Annotated in this window: 13 protein-coding genes and 1 tRNA gene; 5 read left to right on the top strand and 9 right to left on the bottom strand. The window is 43.7% G+C overall.

The genetic code is table 11. The features are described from left to right. Positions 1-9: 9 nt before the first annotated feature. Positions 10-3,060: an efflux RND transporter permease subunit gene (locus OH456_RS02285; protein WP_270032710.1), complete on the bottom strand. Its 3,051-nt coding sequence runs from the start codon at positions 3,058-3,060 to the stop codon at positions 10-12. A gap of 263 nt (positions 3,061-3,323) precedes the next feature. Here OH456_RS02285 and OH456_RS02280 point away from each other — a divergent pair, with 263 nt between their 5' ends. The 3 genes from OH456_RS02280 to OH456_RS02270 all read left to right on the top strand — a co-directional run bounded on the left by OH456_RS02280 (position 3,324) and on the right by OH456_RS02270 (position 5,997). Continuing rightward, entirely contained in the window at positions 3,324-4,586 is a 1,263-nt protein-coding gene (locus OH456_RS02280; protein ID WP_270032709.1) for a serine hydrolase domain-containing protein, read from the top strand. 11 nt (positions 4,587-4,597) lie between these two features. Beyond that, the gene (locus OH456_RS02275) at positions 4,598-4,936 is read left to right on the top strand and encodes a hypothetical protein (protein ID WP_124941717.1); all 339 of its coding nucleotides are present in this window, start codon (positions 4,598-4,600) and stop codon (positions 4,934-4,936) included. A gap of 248 nt (positions 4,937-5,184) precedes the next feature. Beyond that, positions 5,185-5,997, top strand: coding sequence for a hypothetical protein (locus tag OH456_RS02270; RefSeq protein WP_006069368.1), 813 nt, complete (start codon positions 5,185-5,187; stop codon positions 5,995-5,997). Between the two features lie 118 nt (positions 5,998-6,115). Here the strand turns inward: OH456_RS02270 and OH456_RS02265 are convergent, their stop codons facing one another. The 4 genes from OH456_RS02265 to OH456_RS02250 form a co-directional block, all read right to left on the bottom strand. Next, on the bottom strand, positions 6,116-6,799 hold the full coding sequence (locus OH456_RS02265) for a hypothetical protein (RefSeq protein ID WP_198558566.1): 684 nt from the start codon (positions 6,797-6,799) through the stop codon (positions 6,116-6,118). A 275-nt stretch (positions 6,800-7,074) separates the two neighbouring features. After that, positions 7,075-8,106: an HlyD family secretion protein gene (locus OH456_RS02260; RefSeq protein ID WP_088878927.1), complete on the bottom strand. Its 1,032-nt coding sequence runs from the start codon at positions 8,104-8,106 to the stop codon at positions 7,075-7,077. Continuing rightward, positions 8,103-8,564, bottom strand: coding sequence for a hypothetical protein (locus OH456_RS02255; protein WP_006069365.1), 462 nt, complete (start codon positions 8,562-8,564; stop codon positions 8,103-8,105). Before OH456_RS02255 ends, OH456_RS02260 begins: the two co-directional genes overlap by 4 nt. A 7-nt stretch (positions 8,565-8,571) precedes the next feature. Further along, entirely contained in the window at positions 8,572-8,745 is a 174-nt protein-coding gene (locus OH456_RS02250; RefSeq protein WP_006069364.1) for a hypothetical protein, read from the bottom strand. A 628-nt stretch (positions 8,746-9,373) separates the two neighbouring features. Between OH456_RS02250 and OH456_RS02245 the strand changes: the two genes are divergently transcribed. After that, positions 9,374-9,457, top strand: a tRNA-Leu gene (locus tag OH456_RS02245). A 59-nt stretch (positions 9,458-9,516) separates the two neighbouring features. Continuing rightward, positions 9,517-10,119: a DUF2913 family protein gene (locus OH456_RS02240; RefSeq protein WP_006069363.1), complete on the top strand. Its 603-nt coding sequence runs from the start codon at positions 9,517-9,519 to the stop codon at positions 10,117-10,119. A 58-nt stretch (positions 10,120-10,177) separates the two neighbouring features. Here the strand turns inward: OH456_RS02240 and OH456_RS02235 are convergent, their stop codons facing one another. The 4 genes from OH456_RS02235 to OH456_RS02220 all read right to left on the bottom strand — a co-directional run bounded on the left by OH456_RS02235 (position 10,178) and on the right by OH456_RS02220 (position 17,818). Then, positions 10,178-13,291 (bottom strand): efflux RND transporter permease subunit, encoded by a 3,114-nt coding sequence (locus tag OH456_RS02235; protein ID WP_270032708.1) that lies wholly within the window; start codon positions 13,289-13,291, stop codon positions 10,178-10,180. 9 nt (positions 13,292-13,300) lie between these two features. Further along, positions 13,301-14,464 (bottom strand): efflux RND transporter periplasmic adaptor subunit, encoded by a 1,164-nt coding sequence (locus OH456_RS02230; protein WP_252039498.1) that lies wholly within the window; start codon positions 14,462-14,464, stop codon positions 13,301-13,303. A gap of 209 nt (positions 14,465-14,673) precedes the next feature. After that, positions 14,674-16,680 (bottom strand): TonB-dependent receptor domain-containing protein, encoded by a 2,007-nt coding sequence (locus OH456_RS02225; RefSeq protein WP_270032707.1) that lies wholly within the window; start codon positions 16,678-16,680, stop codon positions 14,674-14,676. 214 nt (positions 16,681-16,894) lie between these two features. Next, positions 16,895-17,818, bottom strand: coding sequence for a LysR family transcriptional regulator (locus OH456_RS02220; RefSeq protein WP_006069359.1), 924 nt, complete (start codon positions 17,816-17,818; stop codon positions 16,895-16,897). Between the last annotated feature and the right edge of the window lie 87 nt (positions 17,819-17,905).

Genomic DNA, 17,905 nt, shown 5'->3' with positions numbered 1-17,905 from the left:
CGAGTTTGCTTAAGCGGGAATAGACTTAAAGTGTTCCCGAATTTGTTGAATGACGACAAAGAACACGCTCGCCATGATACAGCCAATGAAAGTTGCTGAAACTATTCCGCCAAATGATGCCCAACCTAACGCTTGTTGACCTCCAGAGCCAACTGCGTTAGCTAACATCAGTGGTATAAGTCCGACACCAAATGAAAATGCCGTCATAAATACTGCTCTAGCACGAAGACGTAACGCTTGTACGGCTGCTTCTTTGATGGTGAAGTTATTGTCGTCTCGTAGTGTTTTGGCAAACTCTACGATGAGAATCGCATTTCGAACTGTCATACCAATTAGTAGTATAGCGGCGAGTTGCGTGAGAATATTGATGTTGCCTTGAATATGTATAACGCCTTCTACAATTCCAATAATGGCAGTGGGGACGGTAAGCATAATCGCCAATGGAATTAGCCAAGATTCGTATTGGGCGACAAGAACAAGAAATGTCACGAGCATCGCTAAGCCCATCACAATAGCCACTGTATTGCCCGCTGAGACTTCTTCTTTAGCAGCACCAGTAAACTCCACTCGATAACCTAACTCATCCGCTAGCTCTTGAATTGCACTAATGGCTTGGCCGGTGGAAACGGCAGGGATGACATCAATGAAAACACCTTGTTCTGCATTGTATCGGGTGATGAAGTTAGGCACTTTGATCTCTTCAAAATCAAAGAATTTATCGTAAGTTATTCGGGTGCCGTTAGCCTTAGAAAGTCCGGTTTTCTTTAAAGCTTCTGGGTCTAATCGGAATTTGGGATCGTTTTGCACCATGACCTTGTAATTGCGACCATCCATATTAAACGTGTTGATATACATACCACCAAAATGCGTTTGCATACCTTCCACTACTTCAGCAAACGTAGCGCCATATTTGAGGAGGTCTTGCCGTTTGATGTTCAGTTTCATCGATGGTTTGGTGACTTCAAATTGTCCCATCGCTAAACCAACTCGCTCGTCTTCCATCAAGCGAGAATTGAATTCCAGAGTTAGTTCGTATAACTCAACGGGACTCAGTTCTGGTGCTAGCAGGACGAAATTAACACCATCAACCATCCCTAATTCCGGGATTACTGGCGGTTTAAATGCGAACGCTTGGATATCGGTATTCTCAGACAAAACATGGTTAATTTGTTCCGTCAATTCCGCATCACTTGCTTGACGACTCAGCATGTCATCCAATGACAGTAACATCATAAAACTGCTCATCTCGGCGGTATTGGTCAGTAAGTTAAAACCTGACGCTTCAACACTGGTCGAGATTCCTGGAATTTTGTTGAGTTGCTGAGTTAATGTTGCCAAATACTGATCTGTTGCTGCAAGAGCAGTACCTTGAGGGAAACTGCCAACAACAAAAATGGCGCTGGTATCTTCTTCGGGAAGCAGGCCAGTAGGCAGGTTTACACCACGGTCAATGGAGAGATAAAGGCCACCAGCCAATAGTAAGATCGTTATCAAAGGCAGACGGGTCGCTGTCCACGCTAAACCAGCAAAGGCACGAATTTTCTGAGTAATCACCCATTCAACAGATTTGGCGATGATGTTCTTTTTGGGTGGTTTCATAAATAACGAACAAAGTGCTGTTGTTAGCGTCAAGGCCACTAAGGTCGAAACAACAACCGAGGCACACAGCACTATGCCAAACTCAGAGTAAATGGTTCCAGCCATTCCTGGAATAAACAACGATGGAGTGAATACAGCGAGCAAGACTAGCATTGAAGCGATAATTGGTGAGAAAGTGATATCCAATGCTTTAGAGACGGCCTGCTTAACGCTAAGTTCGGGGTTCTCGTGAAGCTGATGCTCTGCGTTCTCAATGACAATGATGGCAGCGTCTACGACGATCCCTATTGCCATGACTAAGCCAAACATAGAGATGATATTAACTTGAATACCTAACGCACTCATGACGGCGAAGGTTCCGATTAAAGATACTGGAATGGCCGTAACGGTAATTAGTGTTAGCCTGAAGTTTTGCATGAAAATCAGAGTAACTAAAGACACGATTGCAACCGCAAGTACTAAGGTCTCCAGCACGCTATAAATAGCACCATCGATGAAGGTAGTGGCATCATAAACGACTTTAATTTGGTACGGGTTAGGTTGCTCTAACAGTGCCTTAATCTCTTTAGCGACATTCATCGCGTTTGCTTCTGGCGTTTTGTAAATGAATAAAACCGTTCCGTTAGCATTTTCGCCATAGGCATTGGCTGTGTATATTTCACTACCAAGCTCAATGTTAGCAACGTCTTTCAAATAGATGGTCTTACCCAGCTCGTCTGAGCGAACTACAATATCTCCAAACTCCTCTGGAGTGGCGAGACCACCATTCACAGTGATTGGGAACTCCAGTTTGTCATCAACGAGGCTGCCTGCTGAAGCTATCTTGTTTTGTGTAGCGATAGCATCATTGATGTCTCCTACGTTGATAGAGTAATACTTCATTTTATCTGGATTGAGCCAAACTCGAATGGAGTACTTCTTCTCTCCGAGGACATCTACTTTCGACACGCCGTTCACACGTTGGATTTTCTCTTTTAATGGGCCTCCAGAGAAGGCGCTGATATCAATAGCAGAGGCGCCGCCTGACGGGTCGGTGATAGATATCCCAAGCATTAAACCGTTAGAGAGTTTTTCTACCTTGACACCATTGCGCATGACATCCCCAGGCAACTCCGGTAGCGCAAGGTTTACGCGATTTTGGACGAGGTTCACTGCTTTGTCTGAGTCTGTCCCACTTTCAAACACCACTTCCAGCGTATAGGTACCGTCGGCTCCGCTGGTGGATTTCATATATTCCATACCAGATACGCCGTTGACTTGTTTTTCTATTTCGGGCGCGACGGATTTAGCCATGACATTAGCACTTGCTCCATCCATAAAGGTTCGGACTTCGACAGTAACAGGTGCGACATCTGGATACCTGCCTATGGGTGAGTTTGCTGCAGAAATGGCTCCTATTAGCGAAATGAGTAGGGCTATCACTATCGCGAATTTAGGTCTTTCTATGAACATTTTAAACATGTCAGCCACCGAGTTATTGGAAATTGTCCGGATATTACGCTCGTGAATTTTTAATAACAAATGAGTTACTAGTCGATCTATTGAGATGTTTGGCAGGTTTTATTTGCGGTTCGAATACACCAATTTTCGATATCTTTTTGGACAGTTCTTTGTGTTAATTTATTCGAATTTTCAATGGTAGCTATTTTTGAAGGAATGAGTATTGAGGATAAAGTTTGCACTATAAATCGATGGTGTTCGGCACCCAATTACTTGAGGCTACTATGAGAAAATCTATTTTAACCCTTTCACTTGCTGTACTTATGGGATCGTTTGGTGCAAATGCAAACCCAGCAGAAGGAAAAACACGTGTTGAAATGGGCATCAATGAATCGAACCTATTGGCGGCAGACCAAAATCGATACACCTATAAAAATATGCAAGAGTTCATGAAAACCAAAAATGTTGACTCAGGAGCGAGCACTCCCATTTTACTCTCATATGCTGAGCAGCAATTAGGTGACGTCCATTTTCTTCATCAAGGCAAGCCGATGACTTTACAAGGTATGTTGGAGAAGCATCGTGCGGATGCCTTCGTTGTATTGAAAGATGGGAAAATTGTGCATGAGCAGTATTTCGATGGCCAAACAGAGCGAACTCAGCATCAAATGATGTCAGTGACGAAGTCGTTTACAGGAATCATTGCAGCGACGCTAGTAGCGGAAGGAAAACTTAAGCGCCAAGTACAGATATCTGAGTACATTCCGGAGCTAAAAGGGTCAGCATTCGGTGATGCTTCGGTTGGTAAAGTGATGGATATGAGCAATAACGTCAAATACTCAGAAAAATACGAAGATCCTAACGCGGAAGTATTTCAGCATATGAAAACCATTGGCTTTGCCCCAATGGAAAAAGACTATAACGGTCCTAAAACCATTCATGAATTTTTGAGCACACTGAATAAAGAGGGGTCACGCCAACATGGAGAAGAATTCCATTACATTTCAGCCAACACTGACGTGGTGGCTTGGTTGATTGAACGTGTTGAAGGTAAACCCTTTAATGTAGTGTTGTCGGAAAGAATCTGGTCAAAACTAGGTATGGAGCGAGACGCCTTCATTATTGTTGACGATGAAGGGACGGCTTTGGCATCGGGTGGACTCAACGCGACAGCGCGCGACTTAGCCAAATTTGGTCAGATGTTGGTCTCTCAAGGCAAGAATCTAGTGGGCGAACAAGTATTACCTAAAGAAGCCATTCAATCGACGCAAAATGGCGGTGATGTTGATGCTTTCGAGAAAGGAGGATATGGAGCGAAAGGCGAAGTTTTTGAAGGCTGGAGCTACCGAAACCAATTTTGGCACACTAACAATAGCAACCAAGCTTATACAGCTCTGGGTATCTTTGGACAGTGGATTTATGTAGACCCAACGGAAAACGTAGTCATCGTTAGACAAGCTAGCGCTCCAACTTCCATCAATGATGTATGGGATGGTGAGATGCTTTCGGCGATCGACGCCATCATTAGTCAATTGCACAAACAATAGAGGCTGAATTGATGAAAATAAAACAGCTTCAAACAAGGTTATGGTTAAGCGCTATTCTTGTCACTTGTTCAGCAAACGTGTTTGCCTATCATCCTTGCGATGGAGGTAATGTAATTACTGATGCTGTTGATGGTGCGATAGTTGGTGGTGTCGTAGGAGCAGTCGCCGGTGATGCCAAATCAGGAGCAATGATTGGTGGTGCCGTTGGTGTAATTGATGGTGCATATGCGGATGCAGAATGTGATCAGTTAATTGGTGAAGCAGTTGTTGAAGATGCGATTATTTCAGACTATGAAGACGCTGTGGTTGAGGATGCTATTGTTGACGCTGCGATTGATGATAGCTGGTGATCGAGTGATGTAATTAACACTTTTGTCAGTCTTTGAGACGATATAATTGATAACTAACTGGCTGATTCTTATTAACTTATATTCGAGTCAATAATCGCAGAGTAATAGAGGCTATAACCTTGAGTTAATTGAGGTTATAGCCTCTCGCTTTTAGGCTTCCCCAGCATTTTATGGATGAGGTGCTGCCAATCGAGAAAGTAGTGTTGGTAATACAAAAGGAGGTTTGTTTTGTATTAGGGTGAGTTTATATGCGTGCACACATTTCTTTTCTAACGGCGGCCACAGTCGCAGTTTGTTCTTTTTCTTCTTTTGCAGACCAAAATTCTGATACTGAAATCCAAGATATGTCTGACCCTTTAGCGGTTTATACTCAAGCGGGTGCTGGGACATCGGACAAAGGTTTAAACATCAAAGTCGGACGCACATACGATACAGGTAACCCTGATACCATGGCGATGAACATCATCGAAGTGAAGGGAATAGCTGGAGAATATCTCGGTTGGTCTGGAACGGGTAGTCGTGATAATTCAATTGATAGCGTTCGTTTTCGAAACTTTAGTGTGGACACCACCAATGGTCGCGGTAGTCAACTTGATCTGAACTATAACGTGGAGCAAGAAAGTTTGAATGCGTCCTATAGTTTTATTCAAGCATTGCCAAAATGGGGCAACCTTAACCTCTATCCACTTGCAGGGTTGGGCGTCAATGTACGCAATGGGAATTTTCCTAGCTGCACCGATGCTAACGATTGTCAAACTGAACCACAAGATAATGGTTACACAGTTCCAGGAACATACGCAGTAGTGGGGGCTTATACCAAATATGCGATTACGGATAAGCTATGGCTTAACTACAATCCGATGTGGTTAACGACTCTATCTGGTTCTAAATCTTATGTCGACAATGCATACGGCGTAGGAATGAGTTCTATCTTTACTAATGAATTTGCGGTGTCTTATCAGTTTACGCCTCGCTTTAACGTGCGCTATTTTGCCAACTGGACGCAAGAACAAAGCTATTTTGAAGGTGACCAGAGGGTAGAGTTTAATTACCAGTTCTAGTGTTGTTTTGAAGATATTGAGCGGTAAGACTGTTCGAAGGGGTGAAGAAGGAAAAATGGGTTCGCTGTAAGATATTCATTCCTTCGAATATCTTTGCGCTTTAACTAATAGTGTCAAATTAGAATGGGAAAACAACGCCTACTTTGCCGTAGGTATTGCGCTTACCATCACCGAATTGACCCTCGTTACCGACTTCTACATAAGGGATTAGGTTATCGATCGCCGTGAAGGTAGCACGAAGCTCAACATTGTAGATAGTGTCTTTCGTTTTGTTGTCACGAGTAATTAGTGCTTTATTAGTTTGCTTTTGACCGACCAGTTTAGCATTTAAGTAGACGCGCTCTGTGACTTGCTTGCCTGCCGCTAAATCAAAACGATAGATGTTGCTACGCTCACTGCCATTACCTGAGTTTAAATCTGTGTCTTTACGCAAACGCAATGAGGTATCGAATAGTTCCGCAACGTTACCACCAACGGTAATACCAAATTTGTTTTGGTCGTTAGCTGGCTGTTGACGACTCTTCTTATCAACGAACTCATATTCGCCTTTTAGCCAGATGTTACCAAAATCATGGGTGTAGTTAAGGTTGTACTCATTTTCAAAGTTTGCTTTGCGTTTAGCCGAAGCACCGAAACCTTCATAACCGATGAACGCTTTGATACCCGAGCCATTGTCTGCTTTATATTCGGCTGCACCATCTACGAACTTAGCATCTAGTTCCACACCGCCCGTTACACCTTCTGCCATAGCATTAGTTGCAAATACTGAAGTTAACGCTAGAACGATTGCTGTCTTTTTCATTTTAATTACCTTTTATTGATACTCTTCTTGTTGAGAGCGATGCAAAAGATAATGAAAAGTTCCGATAGGAGTTAGTTGGTTTGTATTCGCTATTCGAATGGATTGGGTTGCTATTTGTGTATCTAGGGTAAGAGACTATTAAGCTGGCATAATGACGAGAAATATCTGGTTAAAGATAAAAAAACACCCCACATAAGTGAGGTGTTGTAGGCCCAATTTTCCTTACCAGTTCCAATCAGAGTTCCAACTATGCGCGGGCCTTAAAAGGGTTAACATTAAATAGCGCTTAGATAAGCTTTAAGTGCTTTCAATCGTACTGTTGCACCACCGATGATGTCCATAAAACCAAGCGCCTGGGACGGCTTGCTTGCTGATATCCAGCCTGAACCTGTGGCGCCAAGTGGCACGTCGTAGCCTTCCGGTTCATTAAATTCAATAACAACAGTACGACCATGTGCACCGGTATTGTTTCCTACATGCTGGCGGACTTGTTGCGTGTTACCGCGAGCAGATACGGTCGCTTCACCGGTATTGGTTGTAATGCTGTGCACTCGACCGCGAAATACTTCACCTGGATGAGAATTAACATAAAACTCAGCAAATTGACCTTCCTTTATATGTCGGAAAGTTTGGTCACTTACGCGCATTTCGACGAATTTCTTCTCGATGTTATAGAGATACAAGTTGCCAGTACGAGAGCCTTTGGCAATGTTAATAACACCTACGACACCATCAAAAGGTGCTCTAATCTGGTTACGGTCGTTTAACCATTGCTTTTGATTGATCTGAGCTTGTATACCATCAACATCGGAGCGAGCCGCCATTAGGTCTGCATTCCCTTGTTGTATTTTGGTATGCAGCTCATCTCTTTCTTGTTCAGAGCTAAATTCATCTAGATTGATTAAGCGTTGATGGTTCTTAACATCAATCGCAATCTGCTCTTCTATGCTGATAATTCGATGTTCAGCTGCAATAAGGCTAGAGTTCAAGCTCTTCAACTCTTCGTCTGTGTCTTCTGACTCTAGCGTGTACAGTAACTCACCTTTCTTGACTCGTTGGTTATGAGTCACGTAAATGTCTTTGACTTGCTGCCCAAACAAAGGGCTTAGTACCGCATGAGGCGCTTTTACTGTGGTGCTGTCTGTCAAATCAGCGGGTGACCAAAATCGGTGCGCAGTAAACAGCATAAATGCTAAAAAGGCACCAAATCCAACGCTAATCACCGCATTACGGAGGGTCCACTTAATGACGCCTAATTTCACTAGTAACCAAACAATCAGGACATACGGAAGCATAATTTCTTTCATGACGATTGCTCCTGCTTTTTGTCGCCGTGGATTCCGGTGTGAATGACCTTACTTAATGCTGAAGCCAACGCTTCCCAGTTAGTGAAGGCAATAATCACAGCTAATACCCACCATAATTTGTCGATAAATAACCCACAAAGGGATAGTGCAAATACTAGGTTGGCGTGAGCGCTCTGCATGTATTGACTACGGTGAACCGCGACTTCGTGTAATTGCCACAACAGGTATAAGACGTAAACGATGATAGAAATGGTGATAACGAAAATAATACCCATAAAGAGCTCTGAGTTAAGAAGCCCTAATATGCTAGGCATACCATCGCTGAAATAGCTTTCAGGAAGGTCTTTACCATGTACTTTCGATAGTAATGAAAAGAAATAGCTTAGTGATAGAAAACCACTGACTATTAACATCCACTTGGTTAAGAAACGGAGTACTGCAGTTAATTTGTTTTTCATGATTCGATTACTCGTTCGGCTTTGCGACATCGTGGTATGGCTTCAGATCGGTACCGAGTAGGTACAAGGGAACTTCCTGAGGACCAAGTTTAAGCCTATCGGATGATTGGCGTTCACTTGCAAAGGCCAGCGTTGGGACGGCGCTGGTAACCAGTAATGAGTGTTTCAATAGTCTGAACATGTCATTGCCTTGTTTCAGGCTATCCTTAGCATTGTTGGATTGAAATTAACTTAGGTGTTGGAGCAATATTATGGCTCGAACCTATCGCTTTCTTGTAATAAGGACTGTACGACGCGAGATTTATGAGTGCTATTCTGCTCTCTTAATTATCGTCGTACGGCCTGTCAGTCATGTTGAGCGTCTGACTTTTGTGACTCGTTCTTTCAAAGGCTGACTCGTAATTTGTACTCAATATCGATTAGGTATGTAGGCAAACCTTGTGCAGATGGGCTTTATACTTCGTCAATATGCGTCGATGTAAGCGTTCAGCTTGAATATGTAAGGGGATATATTATCTGGCTTGATCACACCAATACACTAAGTGAACTATAATTCAGATATCATTTTCATTAATGTATTGAGCATTTGGTTGGTATTAATCACGTACCCAAGCGTGGGTGTTTAGGTTCGTATACTCAAAATGAGTGGATGTGAAATCGCCAATGTGATTATTTGTTCATCAAACGAACTGGTTTTATTGATTTTATCTATTGAAACGCTATACAAGTAAAAAATCGTCAGTTAACATTTCGGAATCCGCTAAAACAGCGGTGATAAATAGATGCGATTTAGTGATGCATTTATCGATGCCGAGATGGTGAAATTGGTAGACACGCTAGCATGAGGTGCTAGTGCCTTTGGTGTGAGGGTTCGAGTCCCTCTCTCGGCACCATTCCCTTTCTTTAATACCAACAGACTACAATGCAGAACAAAGGATCCAGTTCAAAGCAAATGAGTACGTCTAACTCGGTATCAATTCAGTTATTGACCGAGGTGTCTTTGCACGCCTTGTTACATCTAGAATTCAAGAAGTTAGAGTCCAAATCCCAATTATTCGATCTTGCGAAGAAGAACGAGTTATTGGTTCGATGGCTAAAGCCGAAACTAAAAAGCAATAAATACAAAGCGATTAGAAAGCAATTAAAAGCCATGAGCTTGCAAGCAAAGAAATCGCAAGTAGATTTAGAAGATGTTTTATTACGAGGAGTTGAAGCTAAGCCTGACGTTTCGCAGCCACATTTAGATAGCTATCTATTATTAATTCGTGAGTTGGAAAAGAAACTGGGTACCACAGTGCTGTTATCGAGTCCTGAGAAAGTGGATCTCAACCATGATGAGAATGGTTGTTTGCTGTGCGTGCTATCAACGGACCTAAACGCACATTTCGGTGCACGTAACCAATTGTTATCAGGAATATCGATTTTATTTAGAGGAACGGTACGTGAAAAGCACCTGTTCCTAAAAACGATATATGCCAATGATATCTTTAGCTACCAGATACAATACGAAGACGACAACTTTGTGAGAATTACACTCGAACTTGATAAGTCGTAGTCTCTGTTTAAGAAGTAATAAAAAAGCCTGATAAATCAGGCTTTTTTGTTGGAGTGCATTAAGAGCTACGTCCTTTTACCTTCTCTCGAAGTGATTGCAACATCACGTAGAACACTGGAACAAGACAGGTACCTACAATAGTGGCCGCAATCATACCGCCCATCACCGCATAACCTAAAGAGACGCGACTTGCAGCACCTGCACCGGTTGCGATGACCAGTGGGATTACCCCCAAGATGAACGAGAAGGCTGTCATCAAGACCGCCCGGAAACGCAGTCGCGCGGCCTTAATGGCTGAGTCGGTGATACTCATACCGCTTTCCCTGAGCTGTTTGGCGAACTCTACAATCAGAATCGCGTTCTTACAGGCAAGACCGATTAGTAGTACCAAGCCGATTTGGGTGTATAAGTTAACGTCAGACCCCATTATCCAAATGTAGATAAATGCCCCTAGAATAGCGATTGGAACAGCGAGCATAACTGACACTGGAATCGTCCAACTTTCATACTGTGCAACTAAGAATAGATAGGTAAAGATAAGTGCTAAGGTAAAGATGAATGGCGCTAAGTTACCTGCTTTTAACTCTTGGTAAGTTTGCCCTGACCACTCATAGGTGTAGCCGTTCGGGAAAGTCGTATCCGCGATTCGCTTCACAGCATCAATCGCCTGTCCTGAACTGTAGCCTGGTGCTGGGAATGCGTTGACTTTAACCGCGCTATATAAGTTGAATTGGTTGATGTATTCAGGGCCTAGCTTAGGCTCTACGTTAACCAAGGTATTAAGCGGCACCATAACATCGTATTTGTTTCGGATGTAGAAACGAGCGATGTCTCGGTCTGAATCGCGAAATTCGGTTTCCGCTTGCATGTTCACACGGAAAACCTTACCAAATCGGTTGAAGTCGTTTACATACATTGAACCAAGCATCGTTTGTAATGTAGTGAAAATACTGCTTAGTTCAACACCTTGTACTTTGGCTTTGTTTCTATCTACGTCGACGAATAGTTGTGGTACGTCAGCCTGGAACGTACTAAACGCCGTTGTTAGCTCAGGCTCAGAAGTTGCTTGGATGGACATTGCTCGCATGACACCTGCGAGCTCGGCTGGCGTTCTGCCCAAGGTATCTTGGATATAGAACTCTACACCGGAAACCGTACCTACACCCGGTAACGCTGGTAGGGAGAAACCAGCCGCCGTCGCTTCACTGTATTGCGATAGTGCGGCGTTAGCTCGTCGTACGATTTGCGATTCTACCAAGGATGGATCTTGTCGCTCATCCCAATGAGAAAGAATGACAACCATCAAGCCTGCATTAGACGATACCGCGCCAGAAATAATCGAATAACCACTTGCTGAAATCACATTGGTTACGCCATCCATTTGGTTTAGTTCGTCTACCATTTGAGTCATAACTTCTTTGGTACGGTTGATGGAAGAGCCATTAGGTAATTGCACATCGACGAAGAATGCTTTTTTATCTTCCGTAGGGACAAATCCGGTAGGGAGCGAAGTAGCCAGATAGCCCGTTGCACCGATCAAGGCGACATAGACGACGCCAACGAGCATTAGTTTACGCACCATTCCCGAAACAAAGTTGGTGTACTTTCCGGTTGCCTTCTCAAACAAAACGTTGAATTTGGCATGGAACCCTTTTTCATGCGTTTTTGGTGGCTTAAGTAGTGAAGCACATAACGCAGGGCTGAGTGTTAATGCGTTCACCGAGGAAATTAGAACCGAAATACAGATGGTGATAGAGAACTGCGCGTACATTTGCCCAGTTATACCGGGCATAACTGCCGTTGGCGCGAATACCGCGAGTAGCACCAGAGTTGTAGCGATAACGGGCCCCGTTACCTCCTGCATGGATTTGGTTGTGGCATCGACGGCGTTGAGCCCTTCTTCCTCCATTAAACGAGTGGTGTTTTCTACAACAACGATAGCATCATCTACTACGATACCGATCGCGAGGATCAAGGCGAAGAGCGACACGGTATTGATGCTCATGCCTGTTGCCAGTAGGAATGCAAATGTACCAACTAAAGACACCGGAATGGCGATAGCAGGAACTAACGTTTGTCGAACATCCTGCAAGAATATATACACAACGAAGATAACCAGTGCTACGGCAATCAACAGTGTTTCAATCATTTCATCGATGGACGTTTCTACGAACTGAGTGGTGTCGTAGAGAACTTTGTAGTCCATATCTTCAGGAAATTGCTCGCGAAGACGGGATAATTCTTCGTGGACACCTTTCGCTACTTCGAGTGCATTTGCGCCACTTGATTGGTAAATGAAAAGTAGTGCAGATGGTTTGTTATCCAGCATCGCTTCCGCATCGTAACTTGCAGCACCAAGCTCAATACGCGCAATATCACTCATATAAACTGCGCTACCATCTGGGTTCGAACGGATGATGATTTGTTCAAACTCTTCTGGGTGGCTCAAGCGACCTTTGGTGGAGAGGGTGTACTGAAATTGTTGATCTCGAGGTACTGGTGCTGCGCCAATACGTCCCGCCGCAACTTGGATATTCTGCTCTTGAATTGAGGCAATGGCCTCTTCTACGGTAACACCTAAACTTGCCATGCGATCGGGGTTGAGCCAGATCCGCATGGAGTAATCCATACCACCGATAATGCTTACTTTAGAGACACCGTTAACACGAGCAAGGTTATCCTTAATATTGATGCCCATGTAGTTGTTTAAAAATAGGTTATCTAGACTTCCATCTGGTGATACCAAGTTAAGCATCATTAAGATGTTTGGGTCTTGTTTCTCAACTTTTACCCCGTTTCGTTGAACTTCTTGGGGAAGCCTAGGCATGGCTTGTTGTACCCGGTTTTGGACGTTAACCTGTGCCATATCGACATTGGTTCCCACCTCAAAGGTAACATTGAGCGAGTAGCTACCATCGTTTGCGCCCTTGGACTCCATGTAAATCATGTTTTCCACCCCGTTGACTTCGGCCTCGATAACCTTAGAAACGGTGTCGGCAACAACCTCAGCACTCGCACCCGGATAGGATGTAGTCACGGAGACCATCGGAGGGGAGATGTTAGGGAATTCTGCCACGGGCAGAGCAGGAATCGACAACAGACCGGACAAAGTCAGGACTATAGAGATAACGAAGGCAAACTTCGGCCTATGTATAAAAAACTTACTAATCATAACTTGTCCTTAAGAGTCGTTTTCATCGAAAGGCTGTACGGTATCCATTTCGTACTCGACTTCAGCGCCTACACGGGCTTTTTGTAACCCTTCAGTTATGACCAGTTCACCTTTCTCTAAGCCTTCTTCTAGCTCCCAGTCAACACCATATCGTTTACCCAAAGTGACGTTTTTACGTTTGACGACGTTTTCCTTACTAACAGTTAATACATAACGACCTTGCTGGTCTTCTTGCACCGCGCGTTGGGGGATGAGCATAACTTCTTGAACTCGTGGAGCTTCGATTATTGCCGTCACGTAAAGTCCGGGCACAATTAGGTGTTCTGTATTGGCAAACTCAGCACGGACAGCCAGAGTACCGGTAGTGGCGTCAACACGGTTATCGATGAAATCTATCATGCCTGTTTCTTCAAACATCGACCCGTCAGGGAATCGCAGTTTTACTGGTAGGTCTTCGATTTTGTATTGATTTTGAGCGTCACGAGCTGCTTTTTGAGCGTTGATAATGACTTTTTCTGGTAACTGGAAGTTGACCCAAATCGGTTCCATTTGTACCAAGTTCACCATTTCGGTTTGTTCAGGAATGATCAAATCACCTGAAAACACTTCTGCACGGCCAATTCTTCCGGCAAATGGCGCATGAATCTTGGTGTAACCCAGTTCAAGTTTGGCATTGTCTAACTCAGCGTTGGCACTCTGTAGCGCTGCTGCATTTTGCAGTTTGGCGGATAATAGATTGTCGTAATCCGCTTGGCTGATGTACTTGTCTTTAATCAATCCTTCGCCACGTTTAAAGTTACGAACTGCTGTGTCATAGGCAGCACGTGATTGAGCCACAAGTGCTTTGGAGGACTTGAGGGCGGCTTCATATTGTTCAGGGTCAATCTCAAACAACAATTGTCCTTCTTCAACCATACTGCCTTCTTCAAAATAGGCTTTTAGTAAGTTGCCTCTTACCTTTGCTTTAAGTTCGATGTCTTGAGTTGCCTCAGTGCGACCCACGAACTCTTCACTTGGTGTGATTTCTTTCATGGTCACTTCGAGAACTTTTACACTGGGCTTGACTGCTGGAGGGGCTTCGACGGTTTTTTCGCAACCTGAAAGGAGGAGAATAGGTAGCGCAACGATGAGTCCTTTAGCGATGACACCATCTGCTTTGGGAAAGTAAGACATAGACAATCCTTGTTTCTGATAATTATATAAAATGTTTATTGTTTGAGTTTAGACCATAAATGACGAATGTCTGTGAAGCATTTGGGAAAATTAATGAATTGAATTAATGGGTTAAGTAGTGTGAACGGAATATGTTGGTCGTGAGGAATTTTTTCAGGTGAAAAAACGCCAACCTGATTGGTGGTTGGCGTGGAAGTGGTTTTGATGGATTAGAAGTTTAACGTTGTTCCGACGTACCAATTACGTGGTGTGACTACATAGCCACGGCGTGTCACATCGTAGTCGTCGAATTGTTCATTGGTGACATTCTTAACGCCAGCTCTTAGCCGCCAGTCGTTGTTAACAAAGTAGTTCATACCAAGGTCGGCGGTCACGTAAGACGGGCGGTATACGTTATCGTCAACCGAGAGCAAAGTTCTACTTGTGTAGTTAACGCGAGCGAATGTGCTGATTGAATCGACAGGTTCCCAAACCAACCTTGCCATTGCCATGTGATTTGGGCGGTTCTCTAGTTCTTCACCGGTAGTTTTGTCTTCCGTAGTAAGGTAGGTGTAGGTGCCGTTCAGACGAAGATTTGCCAAAATATCATACTCACCGCTGAACTCCGCACCCTGAATAATCGCTTCATCAATATTCTTGTAGGTATAGACATCTCGACCACCTACATTATCAACTGGATTATCGAGGTCTCGGTCAATTAGATTGGAAACTTCATTTCTAAATAATCCAGCTTCCATCGACCAATAAGTATCGACATAGCTTGTAGAGAGCTCATAGTTAAGACTTGTTTCAGGCTGCAGGTCAGGGTTACCGACGAGTAGGCAGTTACCCTTACAGCTGTTAACGATGTTTTCAGAGGATAACTGAGTTAAAGAGGGGGCTTTAAATGCAGTACCTACGCCACCTTTGATCGTCCATTGATCCGTTGCAGAATGAACGAGGTAGGCTCGTGGACTCCAGTGAGTACCAAAACTTTCATGCATATCAACACGCGTACCGTAAGTTAGTGTGTTTTTCTGGCTCAATGCCCATTGATCCTGGATAAATAGTGCTTGCTGGTTAACCGTTGCTTTGCCGGTTTGAGTCAGGCTGTCTGGGTTCTTTAGTTCGGTGTATTTCCACTCTCCACCAAACGTCAATGTGTGATTGCCAACGACTGTAGTGCCGTGTCCGTCAACAGTATGATTGACTTCATTTACATCATATAAACCTAGGTCGGCATTTCTGTCATTGAAATTGTCTTTGGTTTCAGATGCATCACGATTATATCGCAGTAACGCATCACCCCAATCATAGGTGCCGTTGTAGGTCAAAGCTTGAGTATTGCGAACGACTTTAGACTCAGAGTCTGTTAGACCATTGGTTGACTCAATCACGCCATCACGCTGGTCGTCAGCGTAGCTAAAGTCAAACGCGAGATCGTGCTCGTTGTTGATATACCACTGGAGACTACCACTTGCTGTAAGGGTGTCTCGCTGTTCTAAAGTGGTTGCTTGAGAACGGTCATAGACATTTCCATTATCGCTAACCCCCTGACCAGAAAAGGCGTGCCACGGATCACGAGAAGACTTATTCATAGAAAGTGATAAAAACAGTTCATCTTCTAGTAACGCGCCAGATGTATTAAATCCTGCGGTGTATTCAGAACCACCATCGTCGTCGCGATATCCATAATCACCACTGACTTGAGATTGCCATTCATTGGTTGGCTTCTTGGTGATAACGTTGATTACGCCTCCTAGCGCCTCTGAACCATAAAGCGCGGACATTGGACCACGAATGATCTCAATGCGCTGAATACTCTCTTTAGGAACCGCTGCAAGATCAAAGTCATTGCCACGGAATACTGCGTTCGAAGAGCTGAGTTTACGACCGTTTACTAGAATCATAGTGAACCCAGCATCCATGCCTCGAATAGAAATCATTTCACGTCCAGCTCTACCTCCGTCCATTTGACTTTCAACACCAGCAATGTTTTTGACTAAGTCATTCAGTGCTAGACCTGGTTCGGATAGGATATCTTCTTCGGTGATGACTGAGATTGAAGCCGGTGCTTTCGTTGTCGATACTTCAGTATGCGTGGCAGTAATAACCATCTGTTCGTCGATACGCGTATCCGAATGACTTTCTGAGTCTGTTTGGGCAATTACTGGGTAAGAAAGGATTGTCGAAATCGCCACTGCTAAGGGCGTAATTGCATGTGTTATGCGGGTCATATTAAACCTAATAGTTGGAGTATTTTTATGGGAAAGGTATTGCTAATGATAACTATTGTCATTAGATATCAATCCATAAATTGGCTCAATATAACTAGCATCCGGATATTGCATAATCACTATTCACAAATAGCATGGAGGTAAATGAGGTGTAGTTAAGGTGAATTTGCTGTGAAAATTGGCTGTTTTCTTCAATGATTTTGCGTAACAAAAATTAATTTGGATAGAGCGTTTTGAATATTTCTCTAACCCATTGGCACATGGGGTCATTGTGGTAGCGTTTATGCCAATACAAATAAATGTCACTGTAAGGTGAGCGTAATTCCTCAGGTACTTCTCTCGTCACCACGTTATGACTGCGTGCGGCATCCTCTGCAAACGGCGTAGGGAGGTGGAAAATTACGTCTGACATTTCAGCCATTTTTGGCGCAGCATTGAAGTTACTTAATCTCAATGGTGTAGAGAGCGGTCGGTCATTGGTGGACAAACCGATGTCGTTAAAACGACTTTGGATAGAGAGAGCTCGGTCGCCATGGAGCGATATTTGCCCAAAGTGACAATCTTTTAAATTATCAGGAGTTAAGGGTTGCTGAGCCAAAGGGTGGTCTTTGTTCATAAGCAGGCGAAAATCACGAGTGGCGATGAGCATTCGATACAGGTTTTGATCGGCTGCCGGCGGCGTTTGGCTCGAGATAGAAAAGTGTACTTCGCCCGCAATTAATTTATCGAAATGCTTTTGAGGGACAGTATCAATATCGAGGACCATATTAGGCGCGTGTTCTCTAAGGTGCTTGAATACGGGAGGCAATAGCCAATTCACCTGAGGGACTAAACCGAAAAACTTGATGGTCTTGCGTGATTCGCTTGGGTTAAATTCAGAACCATCAACTAGATTGTCCAACATAGCCAGAATAGAGCCTATGTCTTGTCGAATTAGTTCGCCTTTGGGAGTCAATTCATAACCGTGAGTAGTGCGAACCAAAAGTTCGTCTTTAAATAAATCACGGCCTTTTTGAAGAGCGCGACTGACGGTCGGTTGACTGATATTCAGTGTCAACGCGGTATTAGAAACATGCTTCTTCTCTAATAAGTGTTTTAATATCAGAAGATTACTTAAATCTAGCTGGCTAAGATTCATTTAAGATAGGTACTGGTACGGTAAAAAACTGAAAAAACAGTAGCACTACTTATACGAACGTAGCAACTAAATCCTATAAAATTCATC

Source organism: Vibrio sp. La 4.2.2, from assembly GCF_027586995.1.
Taxonomy (GTDB): Bacteria; Pseudomonadota; Gammaproteobacteria; order Enterobacterales; family Vibrionaceae; genus Vibrio; species Vibrio mediterranei.
Note: the sequence above shows the minus strand (reverse complement) of the source record. Positions and strands in the feature narration are given on the sequence as shown.